The organism is Nocardioides sp. (assembly GCF_016462705.1).
Classification (GTDB): domain Bacteria; phylum Actinomycetota; class Actinomycetes; order Propionibacteriales; family Nocardioidaceae; genus Nocardioides.
The window spans coordinates 1-21557 of the sequence record NZ_JAEMSS010000066.1 but is presented as its reverse complement, the minus strand read 5'-3'; the positions used below and the strand labels follow the sequence as shown (position 1 = coordinate 21557).

The window sequence follows — 21557 nt, the reverse complement described above, 5'->3', positions numbered from 1 at the left end:
ACCAGGTTGGCGTCGATGCCCGAGTGCGGCTGGACGTAGGCGTACTCCGCGCCGAACAGCTCCCGCGCGTGCTCGGCGGCCACCGACTCGACGGTGTCGACGTTCTGGCAGCCGGCATAGAAGCGGTGGCCGATCGTTCCCTCGGCGTACTTGTCCGACAGCCACGTGCCCATCGTGAGCAGGACTGCCGGCGACGCGTAGTTCTCGCTGGCGATCAGCTTGAGCGAGCCGCGCTGGTCGGTCAGCTCCTGCCGGGTCGCCTCGGCGATCCGGGGCTCGACCGAGGCGATCACCTCGAGGATGTCGGAGTAGGCGCTGCTGATCTGGGAGTTCACGTCGGCCACGTCGTTCACCCTAGTGGCCGCTCTAGGGTCGGGGCATGGCCGACAGCTAGCTCGCCGACCTCGTGACCCGCCTCACGTCCAGCGGCGTCCGCCCACCTGAACCGTCCACATGATGGACGCCGATCTCATCCACTGAGATTCGCGTTTGTGGGCAGCCCGTCCAAGGGCTGAGACTGCTTGACATGATCTCCGCTGCGACGCACGCGCACCTCGTGGTACGACGCCACGTGGACCTCATGCGCACGCGCAGCAGCATGTGTCGCCATCGCTGAGCCACCACTCCCTCCCAGAGTCAGCAGAGCTCGCGCCGGCACCCGTCCATCGACGTACGGGCGGCTCGGCAGCGACCAGCCAGCGAAGGACCACCTCTCCCCATGACCGATCCGCGTTTCTCCGCCAAGCGTGCCGAGAAGACCGAGATCCCGCGCCCCAAGCGCGGTGAGGGTCAGTGGGCGCTCGGCTACACCGAGCCCCTCAACAAGAACGAGCAGTCCAAGAAGGACGACGACCCGCTCAACGTGCGGGACCGGATCCTGCACATCTACTCCAAGCGTGGCTTCGCCTCCATCGACCCTGCCGACCTGCGCGGCCGGTTCAGGTGGATGGGCCTCTACACCCAGCGCGCGCCGGGCTTCGACGGCGGCAAGACCGCGACGCTCGAGGAGGAGGAGCTCGACGACGAGTTCTTCATGATGCGGGTGCGCTCCGACGGCGCGCTGCTCTCCTCCGCCGCTGTGCGGGCGCTCGGGGAGATCGGCCGCGACTACGCGCGGGACACCGCCGACGTCACCGACCGCGAGAACATCCAGTACCACTGGATCCGGGTCGAGGACGTCCCCGCCATCTGGGAGAAGCTGGAGGCGGCGGGTCTCGACACGATCGAGGCCTGCGGCGACTCGCCGCGGCCCTTCCTCGGCTCCCCGGTCGCCGGCGTGTCGGTCGACGAGATCATCGACGGCAGCGAGGCGCTGGCGGAGATCAAGCGCCGCTACATCGGCAACCCGGCGTTCTCCAACCTGCCGCGCAAGTTCAAGACCGCCCTCACCGGGCACCCCAGCCACGACGTCTCGCCGGAGACCCACGACGTGGCCTTCGTCGGGACGGTGCACCCCGAGCACGGCCCGGGCTTCGACCTCTGGGTGGGTGGCGGTCTGTCCACCAACCCGATGCTCGCCCAGCGGATGGGGGTGTGGATCCCCACCGACGAGGTGGCCGACGCCTGGGAGGGCGTCGCCTCGATCTTCCGCGACTACGGCTACCGCCGGCTGCGCTCACGGGCCCGCCTGAAGTTCCTCGTCGCAGACTGGGGCATCGAGAAGTTCCGCGAGGTGCTGGAGAACGAGTACCTCGGACGCCGGCTGGTCTCCTGCGAGTCACCGCCGTCACCGGTCGGTCACCGCGACCACGTCGGGGTCCACCCGCAGAAGGACGGCAAGAACTACGTCGGCGTCGCACCGGTCGCCGGCCGCGTGTCCGGCACCATCCTGGCCGGCCTGGCCGACCTCATGGAACGACACGGCATCGCGGGCGCCCGGCTCACGCCGTACCAGAAGATCGTGCTCATCGGTGTCGAGCCGGAGCTGACCGAGCAGGTCGTGACCGAGCTCGACGAGCTCGGCCTCCAGGCCCGGCCGTCCAGCTGGCGCCAGAACACGATGGCGTGCACGGGCATCGAGTTCTGCAAGCTCGCCATCGTGGAGACCAAGGGCCGCGCCCGCGACCTCGTCGCCGAGCTGGAGCAGCGCTTCCCGGCACTCGACGTGCCGATCACCGTCAACGTCAACGGCTGCCCCAACGCCTGCGCCCGCACCCAGGTCGCCGACATCGGACTCAAGGGCCAGCTCGTGATGCACGACGGCGAGCAGGTCGACGGCTACCAGGTCCACCTGGGCGGGGCGACCGGTCTGCAGGCGAACTTCGGCCGCAAGCTGCGCGCCCACAAGGTCACGAGTGACGGTCTGGACGACTACGTGACCGTGGTCGTGTCGAACTTCCTCGCCGACCGCGTCGCCGACGAGTCGTTCGCGACCTGGGTGGCGCGAGCCGACGAGGAGCTGCTGCGCGGCGAGCGGTCCCTCGCGGGGACCCCGACATGAGCGAGCGCGGGTTCCCGGTGCACTGCCCCTACTGCGGCGAGCAGGACCTGTGGCCGCACGACGACTCGCACGGGTCGTGGGAATGCCGGGGCTGCCTGCGCGCCTTCTCCCTCAAGATGCTCGGCCTCGTTCGGCCCAGCGCGACCACCCAGGGAGCCCCCGAATGAGCGCCACCACCGCCACCGCCCGCGCGTCGCGCGGCATCGCCACCGAGGGCCGGACCCCCGAGGAGCTGCGGGAGCTGGTGTCGCACTGGGGCGCCGAGCTGGAGCTCGCCCCGGCCAGCGACATCATCGAGTGGGCCGCCGCGACGTTCGGTGAGCGGTTCTGCGTGACCTCGTCGATGGGTGACGCCGTGCTCGCGGACCTGGCGTCCAAGGTGGTCCCCGGCATCGACGTGGTCTTCCTCGACACCGGCTACCACTTCGTCGAGACGATCGGCACCCGCGACGCGGTTGCCGGCACCCTCGACGTCAACCTGATCACGATCACCCCGGTCCAGTCCGTGGCCGAGCAGGACGCGGAGCACGGCAAGGACCTCTACAAGACCGACCCTGACCTGTGCTGCGCGCTGCGCAAGGTCAAGCCGCTCGCCGACACCCTCGCCGGGTACGACGCCTGGGCGACCGGGCTGCGTCGCGCCGAGACCCACAACCGGGTCATCGCACCGGTCATCGGCTGGGACGCCAAGAAGGGCAAGGTCAAGGTCTCTCCCCTGGCTCGCTGGACCGACGAGCAGGTGGAGCGCTACATCGCGGACAACGGAGTCCTGGTCAACCCGCTGGTCTACGACGGCTACCCGTCCATCGGCTGCGCGCCGTGCACGCGCCGGGTCGCACCCGGGGAGGACGCCCGGAGCGGCCGGTGGGCCGGCACCAGCAAGACCGAGTGCGGCATCCACTCATGACCGCAACGCCCAACCCGTGCTCGTCCGCACCGAGCAGCACCCGCAGCACACGAAAGGTGGTCGCCCGATGACCGCTCCCGCCCTGGTGGCACTGGCCCACGGAAGCCGCGACCCGCGCTCCGCCGCGACGATCAAGGCGCTGGTCGCCGAGGTCCGCACGATGCGTCCCGACCTGCGGGTCGAGGCGGCGTTCCTCGAGCTGTCCAAGCCGTCCTTCGAGACGGTCGTGGACCGTCTGGTCAAGAAGGGGCACGACGAGATCGTCGTCGTGCCGCTGCTCCTCACCGAGGCCTACCACGCCACCGTCGACGTGCCGAGCGCCATCGCGGAGATGACGGCCAAGCACCCGGGCGTGCAGATCCGGGCGACCGCCATCCTCGGGCTCGAGCCCTGCTTCCTCGAGGTGCTCGACATCCGGATGCGTGAGGCCCTGAGCGAGGCCCGGGCCCGCGAGCTCGACGCCCTCGTGCTCGCCGCCGCGGGGTCCAGCGACCCGCTCGCCAACCAGGCGGTCGCCAGGCTGGCCCGGCTCTGGGGCTCGCACCACAAGCTGCCGGTGACCGCGGCCTTCGCGTCGAGCAGCCCGCCCGCCACCGGCGAGGCCGTGAGAGCGTTCCGCGCCGAGGGCCGGCGGCACATCGCGGTCGCGTCGCTGTTCCTGGCGCCCGGGTTCCTACCGGACCGGGCCAAGGAGCTGGCGCTCGAGGCGGGCGCCGTGGCGGTGTCCGAGCCGCTCGGCGCGCACCCGGAGCTGGCCCGGACGATCCTGGCCCGCTACGCGGTCGGCGCCGTGGAGCTCGTGCCGGTCTGAGGTCGAGCTCGGCGCGGCCACCGCGCTCCCCGGCCAGCGGTCCCCTCTAGCCGACGAGCTGTTCCAGCAGTCGCTCCAGCTGGCGGCCCGGGTCGGCGGTGACGCCGCCGTGCACGGGCCCCGGCTGGAGCACGGTGCTGCGAGGGGCCTTGAGGAACCCGAAGCGCTGGCTGACAGGAGCACCGGCGGCCGCTCCGGCGCGTTCGTCACCGGCGCACACGCCCTCGACGAACTCCAGCGCCTCGCACACCTGGTCGAGGTCGATGCGGGCATCCAGGGCGCGCAGCCGGTCGCGGTCGACGTGCCAGGCCGCGCGCAGGAAGCCGGCGGCCTGGCAGTGCAGGACCACGCCGACGTTGAGGAACTCCTCGCGGTCGACCCGAGGCACGCAGCGCAGGACGACGTACTCGTAGGAGAGCTTGTCCGGTGCGGTCACGAGGCCACCGCCCTCGGCAGCCAGTGGGCTGACTCGAGACGCGCGGTCAGGAACCCGACGTACGCCGCCCGCACGGCGTCGGGCGAGTCGGCGCCGGGCACCGGCTCGAGCCAGGCGTCGGGGACCTCGGCGAGGACCTCGGTGAACACGTCGGGGCCGAGCAGAGCACGCGCCTCGTCGTCGACGCGCCCGAGCTCGCGGGAGTACGCGAGGAAGACGTGGTCGTCGGGTGACCAGGACTGCTGGGCGAACCGCTGCGGGTCGCCGATCCCGCCCGACCAGCCGTGGTGGAAGTAGAGGCAGGCTCCGTGGTCGATCACCCACAGGTCGCCGTGCCAGATCAGCAGGTTGGGGTTGCGCCAGGTGCGGTCGACGTTGGCGGTGAAGGCGTCCAGCCACAGGACCCGCGCCGGGTCGGCGCCCTCCGGCGGGTCTCCGTCGTAGCCGAAGGACCCGGGCAGGAAGTCGGTCCCGAGGTTGAGGCCCGGGCTGGCGTTGAGCAGGTCCTGGACCTCCTCGTCCGCCTCGTAGCGGGCGATCTCCGGGTCGAGGTCGAGGGCCACCATCCGGGGCGTGTCGAGGCCGAGCCGTTCGGCGAGCCCGCCGACGACCACCTCGGCCACCAGGACCCGGACCCCTTGGCCGGCTCCCCGGAACTTGCACACGTAGGTGCCGAGGTCGTCCGCCTCCACGAGACCGGGCAGGCTGCCGCCCTCGCGCAGGGGCGTGACGTAGCGGGTCACGCCGACGGTCGGGATCACTGGCTGCGGCTCACGCGACCGGGAGCTCGTTCTCGAGCCGCCGCCGTTGCTCGGCGACGTCGAAGTCGGCGGCCGGCCAGATCGGTGCCATCTGGGACATGACCTCGTGGAGGAGCTGCCCGACCGCGAGGTTGCGGAACCACTTGCGGTCGCTCGGGACGACGTACCAGGGGGCGACCTCGGTGTTGGTGCGCTCGAGGGCGATCTCGTAGGCGCGACGGTAGTCAGCCCACCGGCCCCGCTCGTCGATGTCCCCGGGGTTGAACTTCCAGTGCTTGGTCGGGTCGTCCAACCGGGCGAGCAGCCGCTCCTTCTGGGTGGCGGCGGAGATGTGCAGCATGCACTTGATCATCGTGATGCCGGCGCCGACGACCTCCGCCTCGAAGGCGTTGATGGCGTCGTAGCGGCGCTCGATCTCCTCCTCCGGGGCCAACGAGCGCACCCGGGCGATGAGCACGTCCTCGTAGTGGCTGCGGTCGAAGACCCCGATCCGGCCCTTGGTGGGGAGCGCCTTGCGGACCCGCCACAGGAAGTCGTGCTCGAGCTCCTCCTCGGTAGGGGCCTTGAACGAGGTGATCGCCACGCCCTGGGGGTCGACCAGCCCCACGGTGTGCCGCAGCACGCCGCCCTTGCCCGAGGTGTCCATGCCCTGGAGCACGAGCAGCACGGCGCGGCCGTGGCCGACGTCGGCCGTGGCCTCGGCGTACAGACGCTCCTGCAGGTCGGCGAGGTCGTCGCCCAGCGCCGCGAGAGCGGCCTTGCCGTCCTCCTTGGCGCCGGTGAAGCCCGGTGTCGCGCCGGTGTCCAGGGCTGAGAGGTCGACCGGTCCCGGAGGAAGGCGGAGAGCCGCGAGCGTCATGACCCCATCATGAGGCGTCGACATCGACCCCTTCACGCCCGGCCCGCTGAAGCTCCTCGCGGACCACGCTGAACGACAGCCCGGGCGGGTAACCCTTGCGCGCCAACATGCCGACCAGGCGCCGGGTGGCGACCTGGTCGTCGACGCCCCGCATCGAGCGCATCTTCTTGCGGACCAGCTCGTGGGCGGCCGACGCCTCGTCGGCCGGGTCGATCTCGTCGAGCGCCTCCTTGGCGACCTCGTCGTCGACACCCTTGCGGCGCAGCTCCTGGGCCAGCACCCGCCGGGACAGGCCCTTGCCCTGCTGGCGCTGGGTCACCCACGTGCGCGCGAACGCACCGTCGTCGACCAGCCCGACGTCGGTGAACCGGTCCAGCACCTTGGTCGCGATCTCCGCGGGCACGTTGCGGCTCGCCAGCTTGTCGCTGAGCTCCTGGCGGCTGCGGGCCCGCCCGGTCAGCTGGTCGAGCAGGATCTTGCGCGCGACCGACTCCGGGTCGGGCTCCCATTCCTGGTCAGAAGGCATCGACGCCGACCGGCTCGACCGGAGCAGCCTCCGCGTCCACGGTGGGGCCGACCCCGAGCTTCTCCAGGATCTTCTTCTCGAGCTCGTCGGCGAGGTCGGGGTTGTCCTTGAGGAACTGCCGGGAGTTCTCCTTGCCCTGACCGAGCTGGTCGCCCTCGTAGGTGTACCAAGCCCCCGCCTTGCGGACCAGGCCCGCGTCGACGCCCACGTCGATCAGGCCGCCCTCACGGCTGATGCCCTTGCCGTACATGATGTCGAACTCGGCCTGCTTGAACGGCGAGGCGACCTTGTTCTTGACGACCTTGACCCGGGTCCGGTTGCCGACCATGTCGGTGCCGTCCTTGAGGGTCTCGATGCGCCGCACGTCGAGCCGGACCGAGGAGTAGAACTTCAGCGCCTTGCCACCGGTGGTGGTCTCCGGGCTCCCGAACATGACGCCGATCTTCTCCCGCAGCTGGTTGATGAAGATCGCGGTCGTGCCGGAGTTGTTGAGCGCGCCGGTGATCTTGCGCAGCGCCTGGCTCATCAGCCGGGCCTGGAGACCGACGTGGCTGTCGCCCATCTCGCCCTCGATCTCGGCGCGGGGCACCAGGGCCGCCACGGAGTCGATGACGACCAGGTCGAGGGCGCCCGAGCGGATCAGCATGTCCATGATCTCGAGCGCCTGCTCGCCCGAGTCGGGCTGGGAGACCAGCAGGGCGTCGGTGTCGACGCCGAGTGCCTTGGCGTAGTCGGGGTCGAGCGCGTGCTCGGCGTCGATGAAGGCGACGATGCCGCCGGCCTTCTGGGCGTTCGCGACCGCGTGCAGTGCCACGGTGGTCTTGCCGCTCGACTCGGGACCGTAGATCTCCACCACCCGGCCGCGGGGCAGTCCGCCGATGCCGAGGGCGACGTCGAGCGCGATCGACCCGGTGGGGATCACCTCGAGCGGGGCACGCACCTCGTCACCGAGGCGCATCACCGACCCCTTGCCGAAGGACTTCTCGATGTTGGCGAGGGCGGCGTCGAGGGCCTTCTCGCGGTCTGCTGCAGCCATGGTGGTGCCTTCCTGATCGGGTCGGGTCGGTGTTCCTTCGACGCTAGGGAGGGCCACCGACACCGGGCACGAGCTCACGGCCGGCTGTGGAGGACACCTCCTGCGTCACACCTGTGGACAGGACCGTACCGAACAGATGTTCGAGGGCCGGACGCGACACGCCGGACCGATGACCTCAGGCCGGGAGGGTGACCAGGAACCGGCACCCGGCGGCGCCGGGCGCACCCTCGGGCGACACGTTCTCGACCCGGACGACGCCCCGGTGGGCCTCGACGATCCCCTTGACGATGGCGAGCCCGAGCCCGGCGCCTGCGCCGGTCCGCTCGTCCGGGGTCCGCGCCGCGGCACCTCGCCACGCCACGTCGAAGACCCGGTGCATGTCCTCCTCCGAGATCCCGCCGCACTGGTCGGTCACGCTGAGCTCGACGCCGTCGGCGACCGCGCGCGCCTCGATCTCGACGGTGCCGTCCGCGGGCGTGTGCCGGATCGCGTTCATCAGCAGGTTGGTCATCACCCGGGAGAGCCCCACCGCGTCGGCGACCACCTCGACCCCGTCCTCGACCCGGCCGCCGAGCCGCACGGACCTGGCCCGGGCGACCGGGTCCGCGCCCGCGATCGCCTCGCTCACCACGTCGTGCAGCGCCACCGGCTCGGGCGTCATGGTGAGGACGCCGGAGTGGATCCGGGAGAGCTCGAAGAGGTCGTCGACCATCTGGACCATCCGGTCGACCTCGGCCCGGATCTGCCGGTGGTAGCGCTGCGGGTCCTCGGCCAGGCCGTCCTCGAGCGCCTCGGTCATCGCCCGCATCCCGGCCAGCGGGGTGCGCAGGTCGTGGGACACCCAGGAGACCAGCTCGCGGCGGGAGGCCTCGAGCCTCGCCTCCCGGAGCCGGGACTCCTCGAGCCGCTCGCTGGTGCGGGCCAGCTCCTCCGAGAGCGCCTGGAGCTCACTGGGACCGCGGTGCCCCCCGACGTACGAGCCGTGCGCGTCGAGCCGGCGCGCATCGCGGCGCAGCGCCTCCGACCACCGGCCGATGGCGGCGCCGACGGTGAGCGCGACGAGCAGCGCCACGGTGCCGGAGGCGGCCATCACCAGGCTCACCACGTCGCGGTCGTGGTCGGAGAGGAACATGAGCCGGGAGACGGCGACGACGCCGAGCAGCACGGAGCCGATGGCCACCGCGACGACGAGGGCGAGCTGCCACAGGATCGAGGAGCGGCGGATCACCCAGGCGACGAGCAGGCCCACCACGCCGACGCCGGCCGCACACGCGACGGCCACCAGCAGGATCTGCACCTGGTCACTCGTCATCGGCGGTCGCAGCCTCCCAGCGGTAGCCGACGCCCCAGACGGTCTGGAGCCGGACCGGACGGGCGGGGTCGACCTCGATCTTCTCCCGCAGCCGCCGGACGTGCACGGTCACCGTCGTCTGGTCCCCGAAGGACCAGCCCCACACCTTCTCGAGCAGCTCCTCACGGGAGTACGCCGTGCCCGGGTGCGCCATCAGGAACCGGAGCAGGTCGAACTCGCGAGCGGTCAGCGCCAGGACCTGGCCGGCCCGCGAGGCCTCGTGCCGCGCCTCGTCGACGAGGAGGTCCCCGTCGACGAGCCGGCGCGGTGCCGCCGGCGAGGTCACCCGGCGGAGCACCGAGTCCACCCGCAGGGCCAGCTCGCGGGGACTGAACGGCTTGGTGACGTAGTCGTCGGCGCCGACCTCGAGCCCCACGACCCGGTCGGTCTCCTCCCCCAGCGCGGTCAGCATGATGACGGGCACGTCACCGTCCTGGCGCAGCTGCCGGCACACCTGGATCCCGTCGATGCCGGGCAGCATCAGGTCGAGGACGACCAGGTCGTGCGGCTGCTCGCGATGGCGAGCCAGCGCCGTCTCGCCGTCCTCGGCCTCGACCACCTCGTGCGCGTTGGCGCGCAGGTAGGACACGACGACCTCCCTGACCGTCGCGTCGTCGTCGACCACGAGCACTCTCGCCACGGTCACCTCCCCTGCTGCTGACCCTGCACCCGACCCTGCTGCCGACGTGAGCGTACGAGCCCCGCCACGACAGCGCCGAGGAGGACGACGCCGGCCAGCGCCAGCCAGCCCACGGTGTAGTCGCGGTCGAGCAGCGTCGGGTTGTCCGGCCGCGCCCCGGAGCGGCCGAGCACCGGGATGGCGAGCAGGGTCACCGACCCGAGGACGACCAGCGCCCCCGCCAGCGGCACCCGCGCCGCGACCGGCGCGACCCGGGCGCCGAGCGCGACCAGTCCCAGGACCACCGGGGCCAGCACGAAGTCGTGCAGCACCACCCCCGCCGCGAGCCAGGTCGCGGCGTTCACCAGCTGGTCGCCGTCCTGCCGGCTGAGCAGCAGGAAGGCGCCGTACGCCCCGGCGAGCGCACCGAGGGCTGCCAGCAGTACCCGGAGCCGCATCAGAGCACCTCGATCCGGTCGACCCACTTCGTCTGGAGCACGCCGGGCCGGTTGGGCGCGATGACCCGGGCCGGGTAGCCGTGGTCGATGGACAGCGTCTCCCCGTCGAGCTCCAGGGCGAGCAGCGTCCGGTCGTCGTCGGCGAAGTTGCCCTGGAGGGTGCTGCGGCTGAAGGCGCCGCGCTCCTGCAGCGAGCCGATCTCGACGTCGCTGCCCCGGTCGGCACCCACCAGGTCGAGCAGGTCGCGGATCCGCACGCCCGTCCAGGCGCCACTGGCGCTCCAGCCCTCGACGCAGGCGATCGGCAGGGTCTCGGTGCGCTGGGTGAGCGCGAGCAGGTCGGCCCGGGCCAGCTGGACGGCCCGGTCGCCGTTGACGACGGTGAGGACGTACGCCGGGTCGACGGCGGACGCGGTGACCCCCGCCGCCCGGGCCGACTTGTTGATCGGGATGCCGCCGGGTCCGTCACCCGAGCGGACGCCGAGCACCGACACCTCGCGCAGCCACGGCACGGTGCTTCCGGCCGTGACGAGGACGGCGACCCCGCTCGCCGCCCAGGTGCTGCGGAGCAGGCCGCGCCGCGACATCGCGCTCCCCCGGGTCGCCGACTCCCGGTCGTACGTCGTGTCGTCGACGTCGCGGGTCAGCGTGCCGCGGATGATCGGGAGCTTCACGGCGATGTGCACCACCAGAGCCCCGATCGCCACCCAGGCCATGGAGTAGTGCGTCGTGCGGAACGAGAAGCTCCACGGGTACCACTGGGCCGAGTTGGCCAGGCCGCTGGCGAGCTGGAAGACCGCCGCCGCGACCAGGACGCCGATGGAGGCACGCTCGAGGCCCTCGACGGCCAGTGCGCGCAGACCCTTCGGCGGCCGGATGAAGAGCCGCGGGAAGACGCTCCACAGCTTGACCAGCAGCAGCGGCACGGAGGCGGTACCGGTGATGACGTGGAGTCCCTGGGTGACCCGGTAGCCCCAGGACGGGCTGGTGGGGAACGGGATGGGCTGGTCCGGGTTCTGGGCGTAGTGGCTGATGAGCCCGGTGAGGAAGCAGATCCCGAAGCAGATGCCCAGCCAGAGCCCGACCCGGGCCGCCACCGTCGCGCTGCGCAGCCGGGACGTGAAGCCGGCCTCGGTCGGCGGCGCCGGGATCCTCAGCCTCATGCGACCGCCTCCACGACCGCGCACCAGCGGTCTCCGAACCGGTGCACCTCGGTCGCCTCCAGGCCGGCCTCGACGGCGAGTCCGTGGATGTCGTCCACGCCGACCACGCACCACGGGAACGTGTGCGCGACCGCTCCCCCGTCGCTCAGCGTCGCGACGCCCGTACGCGGCTCGGTGCCGGGGCCCGCCAGCTCCACCACGACCCGGCCACGCGGGTCCAGCACCTGACGGAGCCGGCGCAGGAGCGCCACCGGGTCGCCGCCGATGCCGACGTTGCCGTCGGCGAGGAGCGCGGTGAGCCACCGCCCCTCGCCGGGCAGCGGCGCGAACACGTCGCGGCGGATCGCCGCTCCCCCGCGGCGTACGGCGTGGCCCACCGCCTCGTGGGTGACGTCGATCCCGAGCACGACGTGACCGCGCAGGCTCAGCTCCTCGGTCAGCCGGCCGGGACCGCAGCCGACGTCCAGGGTGGGACCGTCGCAGAGCTCGAGCATCGCCCTGTCCTCGGCGTCGGCGGGGTGCGTCCAGTCGTCGAGGCTGAGCGCCATCTCGATCGGCTCGGCACTCATCGGCTGACCTCGGTCCACGTGCGGGCGAACTCGGTGTCCCGGCGGCCGGCGGCGACCGCGTTCGCGTCGGCCACGGTGTCCACGTCGCGCATCGTCGACGTGGACGCCACGCGCAGGCCGCGGTCCTCGAGGGCCTTGCGGGTCAGCTCGTACGTCGTCGGGGTGGACATCGGGACGTCGCGCAGCACCTGACCCGCCGCCGGCTCGCGCAGGCCGAGCAGCCACCAGCCGCCGTCGTCGGCCGGCCCGAGCACGGCGTCGGCATCGTCGAGAACGGCCGCGGCGGCGTGCAGCCCGTCCGGGTCGAGCTGGGGGGTGTCCATGCCGACCTGCAGGACCGGCGCCCCGGCCGGCACGTCGGCGTGCGCGTTGGCGAGCCGCTGGCCGAGGCCCGCACCGCGCTGTGCGTAGACCCGCCAGCCCTCCAGGGCTGCGGTGAGCTCCTCGGAGCGCAGAGCGTCCGCGAGGTCACCGTCCAGGGCGAGGAGGCAGTCCTCGGCGCCGAACGCGGCGCGACAGGCGCCGAGGGTGTCCAGCAGCGCCGCCGCGGCCAGCTCCGCGGCGGCGTCCATGCCGACCTCGGCGCCGAGCCGGGTCTTGACCCGCCCGGGCACCGGGGCCTTGGCGACGACGAGGGCGCGGGTCATCGGAGGACGCCCCAGAAGTCGTGGGCCGCGCGGGCCGTGCCCTTCACGGAGCCGGAGACCTTGGAGCGCGTGCCGGCCGCGCGCGGGTGGTAGGCCACGTCCCGCTCGACGACCCGCCAGCCGGCGTCGGTCGCCTTCTGCAGGAGCTCGACCGGGTAGCCGAACCGGCGGTCCTGGACGTCCAGGCCGAGGAGCGCGTCTCGACGGCACACCCGGATGGGCGCGATGTCGTGGGCCGCCATCCCGATCCGGCGCCGGAGCCACCACACGACCAGGTTGTTGCCGAGCCGGGCGTGCCAGGGCCAGACCCCGCGGCGCACCGGGCGCCGGCGGCCGACGGCCAGGTCGGCCCGTCCCGCCCGCACGTCGTCGAGCAGGGGGAGCAGGTCGACCGGGTCGAACGAACCGTCGCCGTCCATGAACGCGACGTACTCGCCGGTCGCCGCGACCAGTCCGGCGTGGACCGCCGCGCCGTACCCCGGCACGGGCTCGTGGACCACTGTCGCACCCAGGTCACGTGCCACGTCGGCGGTCCCGTCGGCGGAGCCGTTGTCCACGACCACCACCGAGAAGCCCGCGGGGATGCGCGGCAGCAGGCCGGTGAGTGCGGCCTCCTCGTCCCGGCACGGGAGCACCAGGACGCAGCCGGAGGTCATGTCCTCGACGGTAGGTGGCTCGGCAGTCATGGGGACGGTGTTGCTCCTTACGAAGTCGTGACGCTCGGCAGGTCGGGACCAGCCCGGGGAGCCGCGGCCTAGGGTCGCGGGCATGGAGACGACGGTCGGTCGCCGGAACCGGGCCGCGTGGGCCGGGCTGCTCGTCACCTCCGTGCTCCTCTGCCTGGCGTTCGGTCTTCCGCACTGGCTGGACTGGGAGGTGTTCGCCCGGGCTCCCCGCAACGCCTCGTCACGTGAGGTACCCCCCTTGCACGGGCTCTGGCAGCCCACGCTGTTCGGACCGGGCACGATCCCGGCGGTGGTGGTCGCCCTGCTGGGCTGGCGGTACGCCGCCGACCTGTCGGCTCGTCTCCCCTGGCCACGACTCGTGCTGGCGTCGTACGCCGTGAGCCTGGCCTGGCTGCTGTCTCTCGCTCTCGTCGACGGGACGTCGGGGATCTCCCGGGTCCTCGGCAACCCGTACGAGTACCTCGAGACCGCGCGGTCGGTGGACGACGTGTCCCTCCTGCTCGACAGCTACGTCGACCGGATCCCCTATGCCGCCGAGGACAACTGGCCCACCCATGTGGCCGGGCACCCTCCTGCCCTTCTCCTCTTCTTCGTAGCCCTCGTGCGGATCGGATTGGGTGGGGATCTCGCGGCCGGCGTGGTGGTGGTCCTCCTGGCCGCCACGATCGCCGCTGCCGTGCTGGTGACCCTCCGTGCGCTCGGAGCGGAGGACCTGGCCCGGCGGGCCGCGCCCTTCCTCGTCCTGACCCCGGCCGCGGTGTTCCAGGCCGTGTCGGCCGATGCGGTCATCACGGCGGTGACCGCCTGGGGGGTCGCGGCGCTGGCCCTGGCCGCCACCGCTGCCCGGCGGCGCAGCTCGGTCGCCTGGGCCGTGCTCTCGGGGCTGCTCCTCGGCGTCAGCGTGCTGATGTCCTACGGCATGCCGCTGATGGGGGTGCTGGCGGTCGCGGTCCTGGTCGCGGCGCGGTCCTGGCGCCCGCTCCTCGTCGCCGTCCCTGCCGCCCTCGCCGTGGTCCTGGCGTTCGCGGCGCTGGGATTCGCGTGGTGGGACGCCTACCCCGTGCTGCGGGAGCGCTACTTCGACGGCATCGCCGCCGACCGCCCGATCACGTACTGGTGGTGGGGCAACCTCGCCGCGCTCGCGGTGTCCGCCGGCCCGGCGCTCGGGGCCGGGCTGGCCTCGCTGCGCCGCTCGGCCGACCGGGTCGGGCTGCTGCTCGTCGGCGCGGCGGTCCTGATGGTCGCCCTCGCCGATGCGTCGGGCATGAGCAAGGCCGAGGTCGAACGGATCTGGCTGCCGTTCATCCCGTGGCTGACCCTGTGCTGCGCGATGCTGCCCGACCACTGGCGGCGGTGGGGGCTCGGGCTGCAGGTGCTGTCGGCGCTGGTGGTGCAGCACCTGTTCTACACCGCGTGGTGACGACCGACCCACCGGTGCGGACGTCAGCCGACCAGCGCCGCACGCGCCACGTCGCGGCCCGGTGCCCGGCGTAGCCCCTCACCGATCGTGCGGGCCAGGTCCGGGGCAGGGCCGTCGAGAACGGCGCGCACAGCGGCACCCAGGTCCGCGGAGGTGACCAGGTTGGGGTCGAGCGCCGTCCCCAGCCCAGCGGCCTCGATCGCCGCCGCGCCCGCGAACTGATCGGTGGAGAACGGCAGGACCACCATCGGTACGCCCGCGGTGAGCGCCTCCGTCACGCTGTTGTTGCCACCGTGGGTGACCAGCACGGCCGTCCGGTGCAGGACGGCGACCTGCGGGAGGTAGGGGCGCACCAACCAGTCCGGCGGGAGGTCCGGCAGCCCCGTGGCGGAACCGGTCGCCACCGCGACCCGAAGACCGAGGGGGCGCAGCGCGTCGAGCACCGTGGAGAGCACGTCCCCGCGGGCCGAGAGGAAGCTGCCGAAGCTGACGTAGACCACCGGCCGGTCGTCGGCCTCCAGCCAGTCCCCGACGTCGTCGCCCGCGGGTTCGGCGCGCACGGCCGAGCCGAGGAACGCGTGCGGTGGTAGCAACGCCGTCCGGGCCGGGTCGTGCAGAGCCGCCGGGTAGTTCAGCAGCAGCAGGTCACCGTGCTCGGCGAACGCGTCCGCCGACGGTGTGGCGCCGGGTCCCAGGACGCGCAGGGCGGCGTTCCACTCCGCGGTGAAGGCGTCCCGGACATCGCGGCACAGGCGGTGCAGCGCGGCCAGCTCCGTCTGGCGCGCGTGGACCGCGGCCGGCCATGCGGGCGGGTAGCCGTAGATCTCGTCGCCGACCGGCAGCGCGGACGGATGGCCGAGGACGACATCGGCGTACGGGACCCCCGCCGCGTCGAGGGCGAGACGAGCGCTGAACGCCAGGTGGTCGACGATCACCTGGTCGGGCCGCACTCGGTCGACGACGTCCAGGACGGCCCGGGCCCGGTCCACCGGTTCCCACAGGAGATCGTTGCGGCGGGCCTCGGCCTGGTAGCGCAGCGTCGCCACCATGCCGTGCCGGGTGGCGTCGAAGAAGCCACGCAGCGCGACGTCCTCGCCGGGCGGTTGCTGCTCGGCCCGGATGACACCGGGGTTCGAACCCCGTCCCAGCACCAGGTCCACGCGGTCGAACCCGAACCCGGCGACGATGTCGGCGGTCGCCGGACCGGTCGCCACGACCACCGGCTCCCCCGCGTCCTGCCACGCCGTCGCGAGGGTCGCCAGCGGCAGCAGGTGCGACGCGTAGTCCGGGCTGACCACCAGCAGGGTCATGCGGGCCACCGGGTCACGAGCGGCCAGCCGTCCGGGCGGCACCGGCATAGATCGCGCTCAACCGGACGGCCATGGCCTGCACGGTGAAGTCGGCGCTGATCCGCGCCACGGCCCGGCCGATCCGCGCGGCCTGGCCCGGCGCGGCGGCCAGGGCGAACGCGGCCCGCATCGCGCGGGCCACCTCGTCCGGTCGGCGGGTGTCCACGAGCACGCCCGTCACCCCGTCGTCGATGTAGGTGGCCGGTCCCCCGGCCGCCGGGCCCACCACCACCAGCCCGGACGCCAGCGCCTCCAGCAACGCCAGGCCGAACTCCTCCTTGAGGCTGCTGCACACGTACACCCCGTCGGGGCCGATACCGCCCGCCCTGCCGGCCCGCGCGGCCGCCAGCCAGACGGCCACCACGTCGTTGGGCCGATGACCGGGCATCAGCAGACCCGCCTCGGCCGCGGGGAACCGGCTCAGGACCTCGGCGATCCGGTCGAGCTGCTCCTGCTCGTCCGGGGACGGATCGGCCAGGTCGCCGCCGACGATCAGCAGGTTGGCGCGCTCGACCAGCTCGGCGTCCCCGGCCCACGCCTCGACCAGGGTCGCCATCCCCTTGACCCGGTGCAGCCGCCCCACGCTCACCACCAGCGGCAGCCTCCTGCGGTGCTCGGGAAGCGAGGCGACGAGCGCGTCCAGCTCGGCCAGTGCCGGACCGGGCGTGCCGGGCCGCTCGAGCTCGGCGGCGGCCGCCGCGCTGACCCCCAGGTCGATGCCCTCCGGGACCACCGTGAACCGGTGGGGCTGTCCGGCCACGTCGAGGCCGAGCAGCTCGCGCATGTCGTGCTGCAGCTCGGGGCGGGGGAAGAGCACGAGGTGGGACGCGTCGTCGGCCAGTCGCTGCACGAGGCGGGCCCGGAACCAGTAGTGCTCTCGTTCGTCCGCGGTGCCGAAGTTGCCCCGGTGCAGGCCGCCGGTCATGTCCAGCGCATGGATCACGGCGTGCGGGTCGGGCGCCAGCGTGAAGACCACCGGGATGCCCAGCTCGCGGGCGACCTCGGCAGCGGCCAGGCTGCCGACCTCCGCCATCCGCAGGTGCAGCACGTCCGCGCGGTGCGTCCGGAGCACGCGGCGGATCCCGCGCTGCGCCGCGACCCGTGACGGCCAGGCCTGTGCGGCGGACGCGGCGTCGGCCAGGAGGGGCACCGGGGTCAGCAGGTGCCCGTCCGCCGGAGCCAGCGCGTCCAGGGCCGCTCCGGCGGTGCCGCGGGAGATGGTCAGGACCCGGCCGACGCGCTCCCCGGTCGCCAGCGCGTCACCCAACCGGACCAGCAGCGTGGCGACGCCGCCGTTGTCACCGGCGCCCGCCCGGCTGAGGTCGCGGTCGATGTCGGCGTGCAGGAAGAGCTGGGCGACCGTCAGACCGGAGGAAGCGGCCCAGGGAGGCTCGACGGCGTCGAGGCCGAGGTCGATCGCGGCCAGCCGGGCAGCGCTCCCCAGGTCGTCGTCGACCGTGCTGAGCTCACGGATCACCGCCGCCGCGGCGGCGGCCGGACGGTCACCGAGGGCGGCGACGGCGGTCAGCCGCACCGTCGGGTGCTCGCCGTTTTCGACGGCGAGCCGGAGCAGCGTGCGGTCGGCGATCGCGCCGGGCACCAGGCCGAGCGTCTCGACCAGCCGGCTGCGGACCGCCGGGTCAGCGGCCGCGGCGAGCTCGTCACCGATGGCCCGCGCGACCTGGCGCGGCGCCGAGGCGGCCCACCGGGCGAGCGTGCGCTGGGCGAGGACGCCGGAGAAGTCCCCACCGACGACGACGTCGACCAGGTGTCCGATGGCGTCGAGGCGTGGCAGGCGGGCCTCGAGCGCCCAGCTCGCGTGCTCGCGCAGGAACGGCCGGGGGTGCGACAGCAGCTCGGTCAGGACGACGTCGGCCCCGTCGTCGAACACCCGGGCGAGCGCATGCACCGCCGCCACCGCGGTCAGCTCGTCACGGTCGTGGACCACCGCTGCGAGCAGCCGCACCGACTCCGGTCCGCCCTCGCGGGCGGCGGCGGCCGCGAGGCGCTCCCCGCTGCGCAGCACGTCCACCACGAACGGTGCCTGCTTGACCTCGTCCAGGGTGCGTCGAAGAGAGAGCGCCATGGTGCTCGTTCGGTGCCGGCCACCTGATCGGATGACGAAGGACCGGGGTGATCTGGACCACCGGTCCTGCTGGTCGGGCTCGCCGGGTCAGCTCAGCCAGTCGGCGTAGAAGATCCCGAGGCCGGCCACCACGCACAGACCGGCGATGATCCAGAAGCGGATGACGACGGTGACCTCGTCCCATCCGAGGTGCTCGAAGTGATGGTGGATCGGGGCGATCCGGAAGATCCGCCGCCCCGTGCCCGTGATCTTCCTGGTGACCTTGAAGTAGCTCATCTGCAGGAACACCGACATCGCCTCGAGCACGAACAGCCCCGCGATGACGACCAGGAGGAGCTCGGTCCTGGACATGATCGCCAGGCCGGCCAGGGCGCCGCCGATGGCGAGCGACCCGACGTCCCCCATGATGATCCGGGCCGGCTTGGCGTTCCACCAGAGGAAGCCGATGCAGGCCGTCGCGATGGCTGCAGCGAACACCGCCAGGTCGAGGGGGTCCCGCACCTGGTAGCACTGGGACTCCAGCACCGTCGGCTCGGGCGACCCGCAGCGGTGGTTGTTCTGCCAGTAGTTCACCACCGTGTACGCGCCGAAGACCATGGCGGAGGTGCCGGCCAGCAGGCCGTCCGCCCCGTCCGCGAAGTTGGCGCCGTTGGAGGTCGCGGTCACGATGAACCAGATCACGAGCAGGACCACGACCAGGGGCAGCTTGATCCCCCAGTCGTGGGTGGTGGAGAGGTACTGGGACGCGGGCCTGACCCCCCGCTCGTCGGCGAAGAGCTGCGTCGCGAGGATCCCGAACACCAGGGCGACCACCGTCTGGCCGGCCATCTTGGCGCGGCTGGTCAGCCCTTGGTTGTTCTGTGTGTAGACCTTGATGAAGTCGTCGAGGAACCCGACGGCCCCGCAGCCGAGGAAGAGCAGGAGCAGGAGCAGGACGCTGGCGCTGGGCCGGCCCCCGGTCACCGTCGTCGCGGCGAGGTAGGCCGCCGTGGCGCTCACCAGGATCACCAGCCCGCCCATGGTCGGCGTGCCTCGTTTGATGTGGTGAGTGGTAGGCCCGTCATCGCGGATCGGCTGGCCGAGGCCGTGACGCGTGAACCAGCCGATCGCCAGTCGGGTCCCGAGCAGGGAGCAGATCGCCGCCAGGCCACCGCTAAGCAGGATCGCCCGCATGCAGGTCCCTTCCGCCTAGTCCCGCAGCGGAGCCGTGGCGAACTCGGGCAGGCCGACCTCGGGGAGGACCTCGGCGGTGAAACCGAGCTCGGCCGCGGCCCGTGCCGGCGAGGCCACCACGTGCCGGACGTCGCCGAGCCGGTAGCCGCCGGTCACCTCGGGCGCCAGGTCGCTGCCGGTCCCCGCCGCCACGAGGCGGGCGACGTCGAGGATCCCGACGGGATGCCCCGAGGCGACGTTGTAGGCGTCGAAGGAGCCGGCATCCGCCTCGACCACCGCACGGAGGGCAGCCAGGTTGGCGCGGGCCACGTCGTCGACGTGGACGAAGTCGCGCACCTGCCCGCCGTCCTCGAACACCTGTGGCGGCTCACCGCGCTCGAGCGAGGACCGGAACATCGCCGCGACCCCGGAGTAGGGCGTGTCCCGGGGCATCCCGGGCCCGTAGACGTTGTGGTACCTCAGCGCGACGGCGGCGGCGCCCGCCTGCCGGACCCAGGAGGAGGTGTAGTGCTCCTGCGCCAGCTTGCTCGCCGCGTAGGAGCTGCGCGGGTCCAGCCGCGCGTCCTCGTCGACCAGCGTCCAGGTCAGCGCGGTGCCGCAGAGCGGGCAGTGGTTCTCGAAGTCCCCTGCGTCCAGCGCCGCGGTGCTCCGGGGACCGGGCACCTGGTCACCGTGCTCGGTGCAGGCGTAGCGACCCTCGCCGTAGACCACCATCGACGACGCGAGCACCAGCCGGTGGACGCCGGCCTCGCGCATCCCGGCCAGCAGCACCGCGGTGCCCAGGTCGTTGTGCGAGGCGTACGCCGGCAGGTCGGCCACGGTGACGCCCGCGCCGACCACCGCGGCCTGGTGGCAGACGACGTCCACCCCGTCGAGCAGGTGGGACCAGCTGCCGGCCTCGCGGACGTCGAGCTGGTGGGTGCCCTCGGGAGCCGTGGCGGCTCCGTGCGCCTTGTCGAGCATCAGGTCGACCCGGACGACCTCGTGCTCCTCGTCGTCCAGCAGCCGCCCGATGGCGCTGCCGATGAACCCGGCGGAACCGGTCAGGAGGACCTTCACGCGCCGGGGATCTCGTAGGTCAGGTCGATCGGGTCCGCCCAGCTCGAGCAGGTGCACCCCTCGGGGTCGGGCAGCGCGACGATGGTGTCGGTGAGCAGGCCGGTGAGCCGCTCGAGGTTGCGCCTGAAGAGCGCGAAGACCTCCTCCTGGCCGACGCCGTCGCCGCCCTCGGCCCCGGCGTCCATGTCGGTCACCAGCGCGATCGAGGAGTAGCACATCCGCAGCTCGCGGGCGAGGGACGCCTCCGGCATCGCGGTCATGTTGATGAGCGTCCAGCCCGCGTCGGCGTACGACCGGGACTCGGCCCGGGTGGAGAACCGCGGGCCCTCGACCACCACCATCGTCCCGCCCGCCGTCACCGTGTCGTCGGCGGAGAGGACGGCGCCGGGGATGCGCGGGCAGTAGGGGTCCGCGAACGGCAGGTGCACCGCGCCCTTCTCGACGTAGGACGACACCCGCCGGTACGTGCGGTCCACGAGCTGGTCCGGCACGACCACGTCGCCGGGCGCCACCTCGGGCCGCAGGCCGCCGACCGCGCACGGCGCGAGCACCTGCCGGACGCCGAGCGAGCGGAGCGCCCAGAGGTTGGCGCGGTAGTTGATGGCGTGCGGCGGGAAGTCGTGGTGGGCGCCGTGACGGGGGAGGAAGGCGACCCGGCGCCCGGCGACGGTGCCGACCGCGACCGGCGCCGACGGGTCGCCGTAGGGCGTCGTGACGGCGTGCTCCTCGGCGCCCTCGATGAACGAGTAGAAGCCGGTCCCGCCGATGACCCCGATGTCCGCCGCTGTCACGAGGGCAACTGTGCCAGCCGGTCCTCGGGCGAGCCCGCAACCCGGCTGGCCCGCGCCGCGGCGAGGATCACCAGCAGCGCCAGCGCGACGGTGCCGGCCGCCAGCGTCGGGTAGCCGAAGGCACCGGTCACCACGCCCGCAAGACCTCCTGCGGCCGCCGCGGTCAGGCCCATGACGAGGTCGGCGCTGCCCTGCACGTCCGTCCGCGCCTCGAGCGGTGCGTGGTCGGCGATCAGCGTCGACGCCGCCACGGTCGTGCACGACCAGCCGAGGCCGAGCAGGAACAGGCCCGCGAAGATCAGCGCCGAGCTGCCCTCGGGGGAGCCCGCGCACAGGACGAGGGACACCAGCAGGATCACCCCGCCACCCCCGAGCACGCTGACGGCCTGGATCACCATCTCGACGGCCAG

Annotated in this window: 22 protein-coding genes and 2 pseudogenes; 5 read left to right on the top strand and 19 right to left on the bottom strand. The window is 72.8% G+C overall.

Annotation, left to right across the window (positions count from 1 at the left end; genetic code table 11):
• Window positions 1–344 (bottom strand): annotated as a pseudogene (locus tag JHD21_RS10410) (glycine hydroxymethyltransferase); the annotation flags it as partial.
• Window positions 345–718: 374 nt separating this feature from the next.
• Between JHD21_RS10410 and JHD21_RS10405 the strand changes: the two are divergent.
• From JHD21_RS10405 to JHD21_RS10390, 4 genes are all read left to right on the top strand, one after another.
• Window positions 719–2440, top strand: coding sequence for a nitrite/sulfite reductase (locus JHD21_RS10405; RefSeq protein WP_292674458.1), 1722 nt, complete (start codon window positions 719–721; stop codon window positions 2438–2440).
• A complete protein-coding gene (locus JHD21_RS10400; RefSeq protein WP_292674455.1) occupies window positions 2437–2607 on the top strand; it encodes a hypothetical protein in 171 nt (56 codons plus the stop codon). The genes JHD21_RS10405 and JHD21_RS10400 overlap by 4 nt, the downstream gene beginning before the upstream one ends.
• Entirely contained in the window at window positions 2604–3347 is a 744-nt protein-coding gene (locus tag JHD21_RS10395) for a phosphoadenylyl-sulfate reductase (RefSeq protein WP_292674452.1), read from the top strand. The genes JHD21_RS10400 and JHD21_RS10395 overlap by 4 nt, the downstream gene beginning before the upstream one ends.
• 67 nt (window positions 3348–3414) lie before the next feature.
• Window positions 3415–4158 carry a sirohydrochlorin chelatase gene (locus tag JHD21_RS10390; protein ID WP_292674429.1) on the top strand — a complete coding sequence of 248 codons (744 nt, stop codon included), beginning with the start codon at window positions 3415–3417 and terminating at the stop codon, window positions 4156–4158.
• A gap of 46 nt (window positions 4159–4204) precedes the next feature.
• Here the strand turns inward: JHD21_RS10390 and JHD21_RS10385 are convergent, their stop codons facing one another.
• The 12 genes from JHD21_RS10385 to JHD21_RS10330 form a co-directional block, all read right to left on the bottom strand.
• Window positions 4205–4594 carry a DUF3037 domain-containing protein gene (locus JHD21_RS10385; protein WP_292674427.1) on the bottom strand — a complete coding sequence of 130 codons (390 nt, stop codon included), beginning with the start codon at window positions 4592–4594 and terminating at the stop codon, window positions 4205–4207.
• Window positions 4591–5355, bottom strand: coding sequence for a HipA family kinase (locus tag JHD21_RS10380; RefSeq protein ID WP_292674423.1), 765 nt, complete (start codon window positions 5353–5355; stop codon window positions 4591–4593). Before JHD21_RS10380 ends, JHD21_RS10385 begins: the two co-directional genes overlap by 4 nt.
• A gap of 10 nt (window positions 5356–5365) precedes the next feature.
• Entirely contained in the window at window positions 5366–6214 is an 849-nt protein-coding gene (locus JHD21_RS10375; protein WP_292674420.1) for a PPK2 family polyphosphate kinase, read from the bottom strand.
• 7 nt (window positions 6215–6221) lie between these two features.
• Window positions 6222–6740: a regulatory protein RecX gene (locus tag JHD21_RS10370; RefSeq protein WP_292674417.1), complete on the bottom strand. Its 519-nt coding sequence runs from the start codon at window positions 6738–6740 to the stop codon at window positions 6222–6224.
• Window positions 6730–7776 carry a recombinase RecA gene (gene recA, locus JHD21_RS10365; protein ID WP_292674415.1) on the bottom strand — a complete coding sequence of 349 codons (1047 nt, stop codon included), beginning with the start codon at window positions 7774–7776 and terminating at the stop codon, window positions 6730–6732. Before recA ends, JHD21_RS10370 begins: the two co-directional genes overlap by 11 nt.
• A 175-nt stretch (window positions 7777–7951) precedes the next feature.
• Entirely contained in the window at window positions 7952–9088 is a 1137-nt protein-coding gene (locus tag JHD21_RS10360) for a HAMP domain-containing sensor histidine kinase (protein WP_292674412.1), read from the bottom strand.
• Entirely contained in the window at window positions 9078–9767 is a 690-nt protein-coding gene (locus JHD21_RS10355) for a response regulator transcription factor (RefSeq protein WP_292674409.1), read from the bottom strand. Before JHD21_RS10355 ends, JHD21_RS10360 begins: the two co-directional genes overlap by 11 nt.
• A 2-nt stretch (window positions 9768–9769) precedes the next feature.
• On the bottom strand, window positions 9770–10204 hold the full coding sequence (locus JHD21_RS10350) for a hypothetical protein (RefSeq protein WP_292674406.1): 435 nt from the start codon (window positions 10202–10204) through the stop codon (window positions 9770–9772).
• The gene (locus JHD21_RS10345) at window positions 10204–11367 is read right to left on the bottom strand and encodes a molybdopterin-dependent oxidoreductase (RefSeq protein WP_292674403.1); all 1164 of its coding nucleotides are present in this window, start codon (window positions 11365–11367) and stop codon (window positions 10204–10206) included. The genes JHD21_RS10350 and JHD21_RS10345 overlap by 1 nt, the downstream gene beginning before the upstream one ends.
• The gene (locus JHD21_RS10340) at window positions 11364–11936 is read right to left on the bottom strand and encodes a methyltransferase domain-containing protein (protein WP_292674399.1); all 573 of its coding nucleotides are present in this window, start codon (window positions 11934–11936) and stop codon (window positions 11364–11366) included. The genes JHD21_RS10345 and JHD21_RS10340 overlap by 4 nt, the downstream gene beginning before the upstream one ends.
• The gene (locus JHD21_RS10335) at window positions 11933–12583 is read right to left on the bottom strand and encodes a TIGR04282 family arsenosugar biosynthesis glycosyltransferase (protein ID WP_292674397.1); all 651 of its coding nucleotides are present in this window, start codon (window positions 12581–12583) and stop codon (window positions 11933–11935) included. The genes JHD21_RS10340 and JHD21_RS10335 overlap by 4 nt, the downstream gene beginning before the upstream one ends.
• Window positions 12580–13239, bottom strand: a complete 660-nt coding sequence (locus JHD21_RS10330; RefSeq protein ID WP_292674394.1) for a glycosyltransferase family 2 protein — start codon at window positions 13237–13239, stop codon at window positions 12580–12582. Before JHD21_RS10330 ends, JHD21_RS10335 begins: the two co-directional genes overlap by 4 nt.
• A gap of 112 nt (window positions 13240–13351) precedes the next feature.
• On the opposite strand from JHD21_RS10330, the gene JHD21_RS10325 reads away from it, so the two are divergent.
• Window positions 13352–14689, top strand: coding sequence for a hypothetical protein (locus tag JHD21_RS10325; protein WP_292674391.1), 1338 nt, complete (start codon window positions 13352–13354; stop codon window positions 14687–14689).
• A gap of 23 nt (window positions 14690–14712) precedes the next feature.
• On the opposite strand, the gene JHD21_RS10320 is transcribed toward JHD21_RS10325, so the two are convergent.
• The 6 genes and pseudogenes from JHD21_RS10320 to JHD21_RS10295 form a co-directional block, all read right to left on the bottom strand.
• On the bottom strand, window positions 14713–15999 hold the full coding sequence (locus JHD21_RS10320; protein WP_292674388.1) for a nucleotide disphospho-sugar-binding domain-containing protein: 1287 nt from the start codon (window positions 15997–15999) through the stop codon (window positions 14713–14715).
• Window positions 16000–16012: 13 nt separating this feature from the next.
• Window positions 16013–18124 carry a glycosyltransferase gene (locus JHD21_RS10315; RefSeq protein WP_292674385.1) on the bottom strand — a complete coding sequence of 704 codons (2112 nt, stop codon included), beginning with the start codon at window positions 18122–18124 and terminating at the stop codon, window positions 16013–16015.
• Window positions 18125–18211: 87 nt separating this feature from the next.
• A complete protein-coding gene (gene mraY, locus JHD21_RS10310; protein ID WP_292674382.1) occupies window positions 18212–19297 on the bottom strand; it encodes a phospho-N-acetylmuramoyl-pentapeptide-transferase in 1086 nt (361 codons plus the stop codon).
• 15 nt (window positions 19298–19312) lie between these two features.
• On the bottom strand, window positions 19313–20356 hold the full coding sequence (locus JHD21_RS10305; protein WP_292674379.1) for an NAD-dependent epimerase/dehydratase family protein: 1044 nt from the start codon (window positions 20354–20356) through the stop codon (window positions 19313–19315).
• Window positions 20353–21147, bottom strand: coding sequence for an S-methyl-5'-thioadenosine phosphorylase (locus JHD21_RS10300; RefSeq protein ID WP_292674376.1), 795 nt, complete (start codon window positions 21145–21147; stop codon window positions 20353–20355). Before JHD21_RS10300 ends, JHD21_RS10305 begins: the two co-directional genes overlap by 4 nt.
• A pseudogene (locus JHD21_RS10295) lies at window positions 21144–21557 on the bottom strand (hypothetical protein); the annotation flags it as partial. The pseudogene JHD21_RS10295 and the gene JHD21_RS10300, both read right to left, overlap by 4 nt.

Excerpts from the sequence above, each read along its gene's own strand:
- JHD21_RS10315 (WP_292674385.1), bottom strand. The coding sequence starts at position 18,124 with ATGGCGCTCTCTCTTCGACGCACCCTGGACGAGGTCAAGCAGGCACCG.
- JHD21_RS10395 (WP_292674452.1), top strand. The coding sequence starts at position 2,604 with ATGAGCGCCACCACCGCCACCGCCCGCGCGTCGCGCGGCATCGCCACC.
- JHD21_RS10390 (WP_292674429.1), top strand. The coding sequence starts at position 3,415 with ATGACCGCTCCCGCCCTGGTGGCACTGGCCCACGGAAGCCGCGACCCG.
- JHD21_RS10375 (WP_292674420.1), bottom strand. The coding sequence starts at position 6,214 with ATGACGCTCGCGGCTCTCCGCCTTCCTCCGGGACCGGTCGACCTCTCA.
- JHD21_RS10405 (WP_292674458.1), top strand. The coding sequence starts at position 719 with ATGACCGATCCGCGTTTCTCCGCCAAGCGTGCCGAGAAGACCGAGATC.
- JHD21_RS10330 (WP_292674394.1), bottom strand. The coding sequence starts at position 13,239 with ATGACCTCCGGCTGCGTCCTGGTGCTCCCGTGCCGGGACGAGGAGGCC.
- JHD21_RS10360 (WP_292674412.1), bottom strand. The coding sequence starts at position 9,088 with ATGACGAGTGACCAGGTGCAGATCCTGCTGGTGGCCGTCGCGTGTGCG.
- JHD21_RS10340 (WP_292674399.1), bottom strand. The coding sequence starts at position 11,936 with ATGAGTGCCGAGCCGATCGAGATGGCGCTCAGCCTCGACGACTGGACG.
- recA (WP_292674415.1), bottom strand. The coding sequence starts at position 7,776 with ATGGCTGCAGCAGACCGCGAGAAGGCCCTCGACGCCGCCCTCGCCAAC.
- JHD21_RS10400 (WP_292674455.1), top strand. The coding sequence starts at position 2,437 with ATGAGCGAGCGCGGGTTCCCGGTGCACTGCCCCTACTGCGGCGAGCAG.
- mraY (WP_292674382.1), bottom strand. The coding sequence starts at position 19,297 with ATGCGGGCGATCCTGCTTAGCGGTGGCCTGGCGGCGATCTGCTCCCTG.
- JHD21_RS10370 (WP_292674417.1), bottom strand. The coding sequence starts at position 6,740 with ATGCCTTCTGACCAGGAATGGGAGCCCGACCCGGAGTCGGTCGCGCGC.
- JHD21_RS10320 (WP_292674388.1), bottom strand. The coding sequence starts at position 15,999 with ATGACCCTGCTGGTGGTCAGCCCGGACTACGCGTCGCACCTGCTGCCG.
- JHD21_RS10350 (WP_292674406.1), bottom strand. The coding sequence starts at position 10,204 with ATGCGGCTCCGGGTACTGCTGGCAGCCCTCGGTGCGCTCGCCGGGGCG.
- JHD21_RS10325 (WP_292674391.1), top strand. The coding sequence starts at position 13,352 with ATGGAGACGACGGTCGGTCGCCGGAACCGGGCCGCGTGGGCCGGGCTG.
- JHD21_RS10335 (WP_292674397.1), bottom strand. The coding sequence starts at position 12,583 with ATGACCCGCGCCCTCGTCGTCGCCAAGGCCCCGGTGCCCGGGCGGGTC.
- JHD21_RS10345 (WP_292674403.1), bottom strand. The coding sequence starts at position 11,367 with ATGAGGCTGAGGATCCCGGCGCCGCCGACCGAGGCCGGCTTCACGTCC.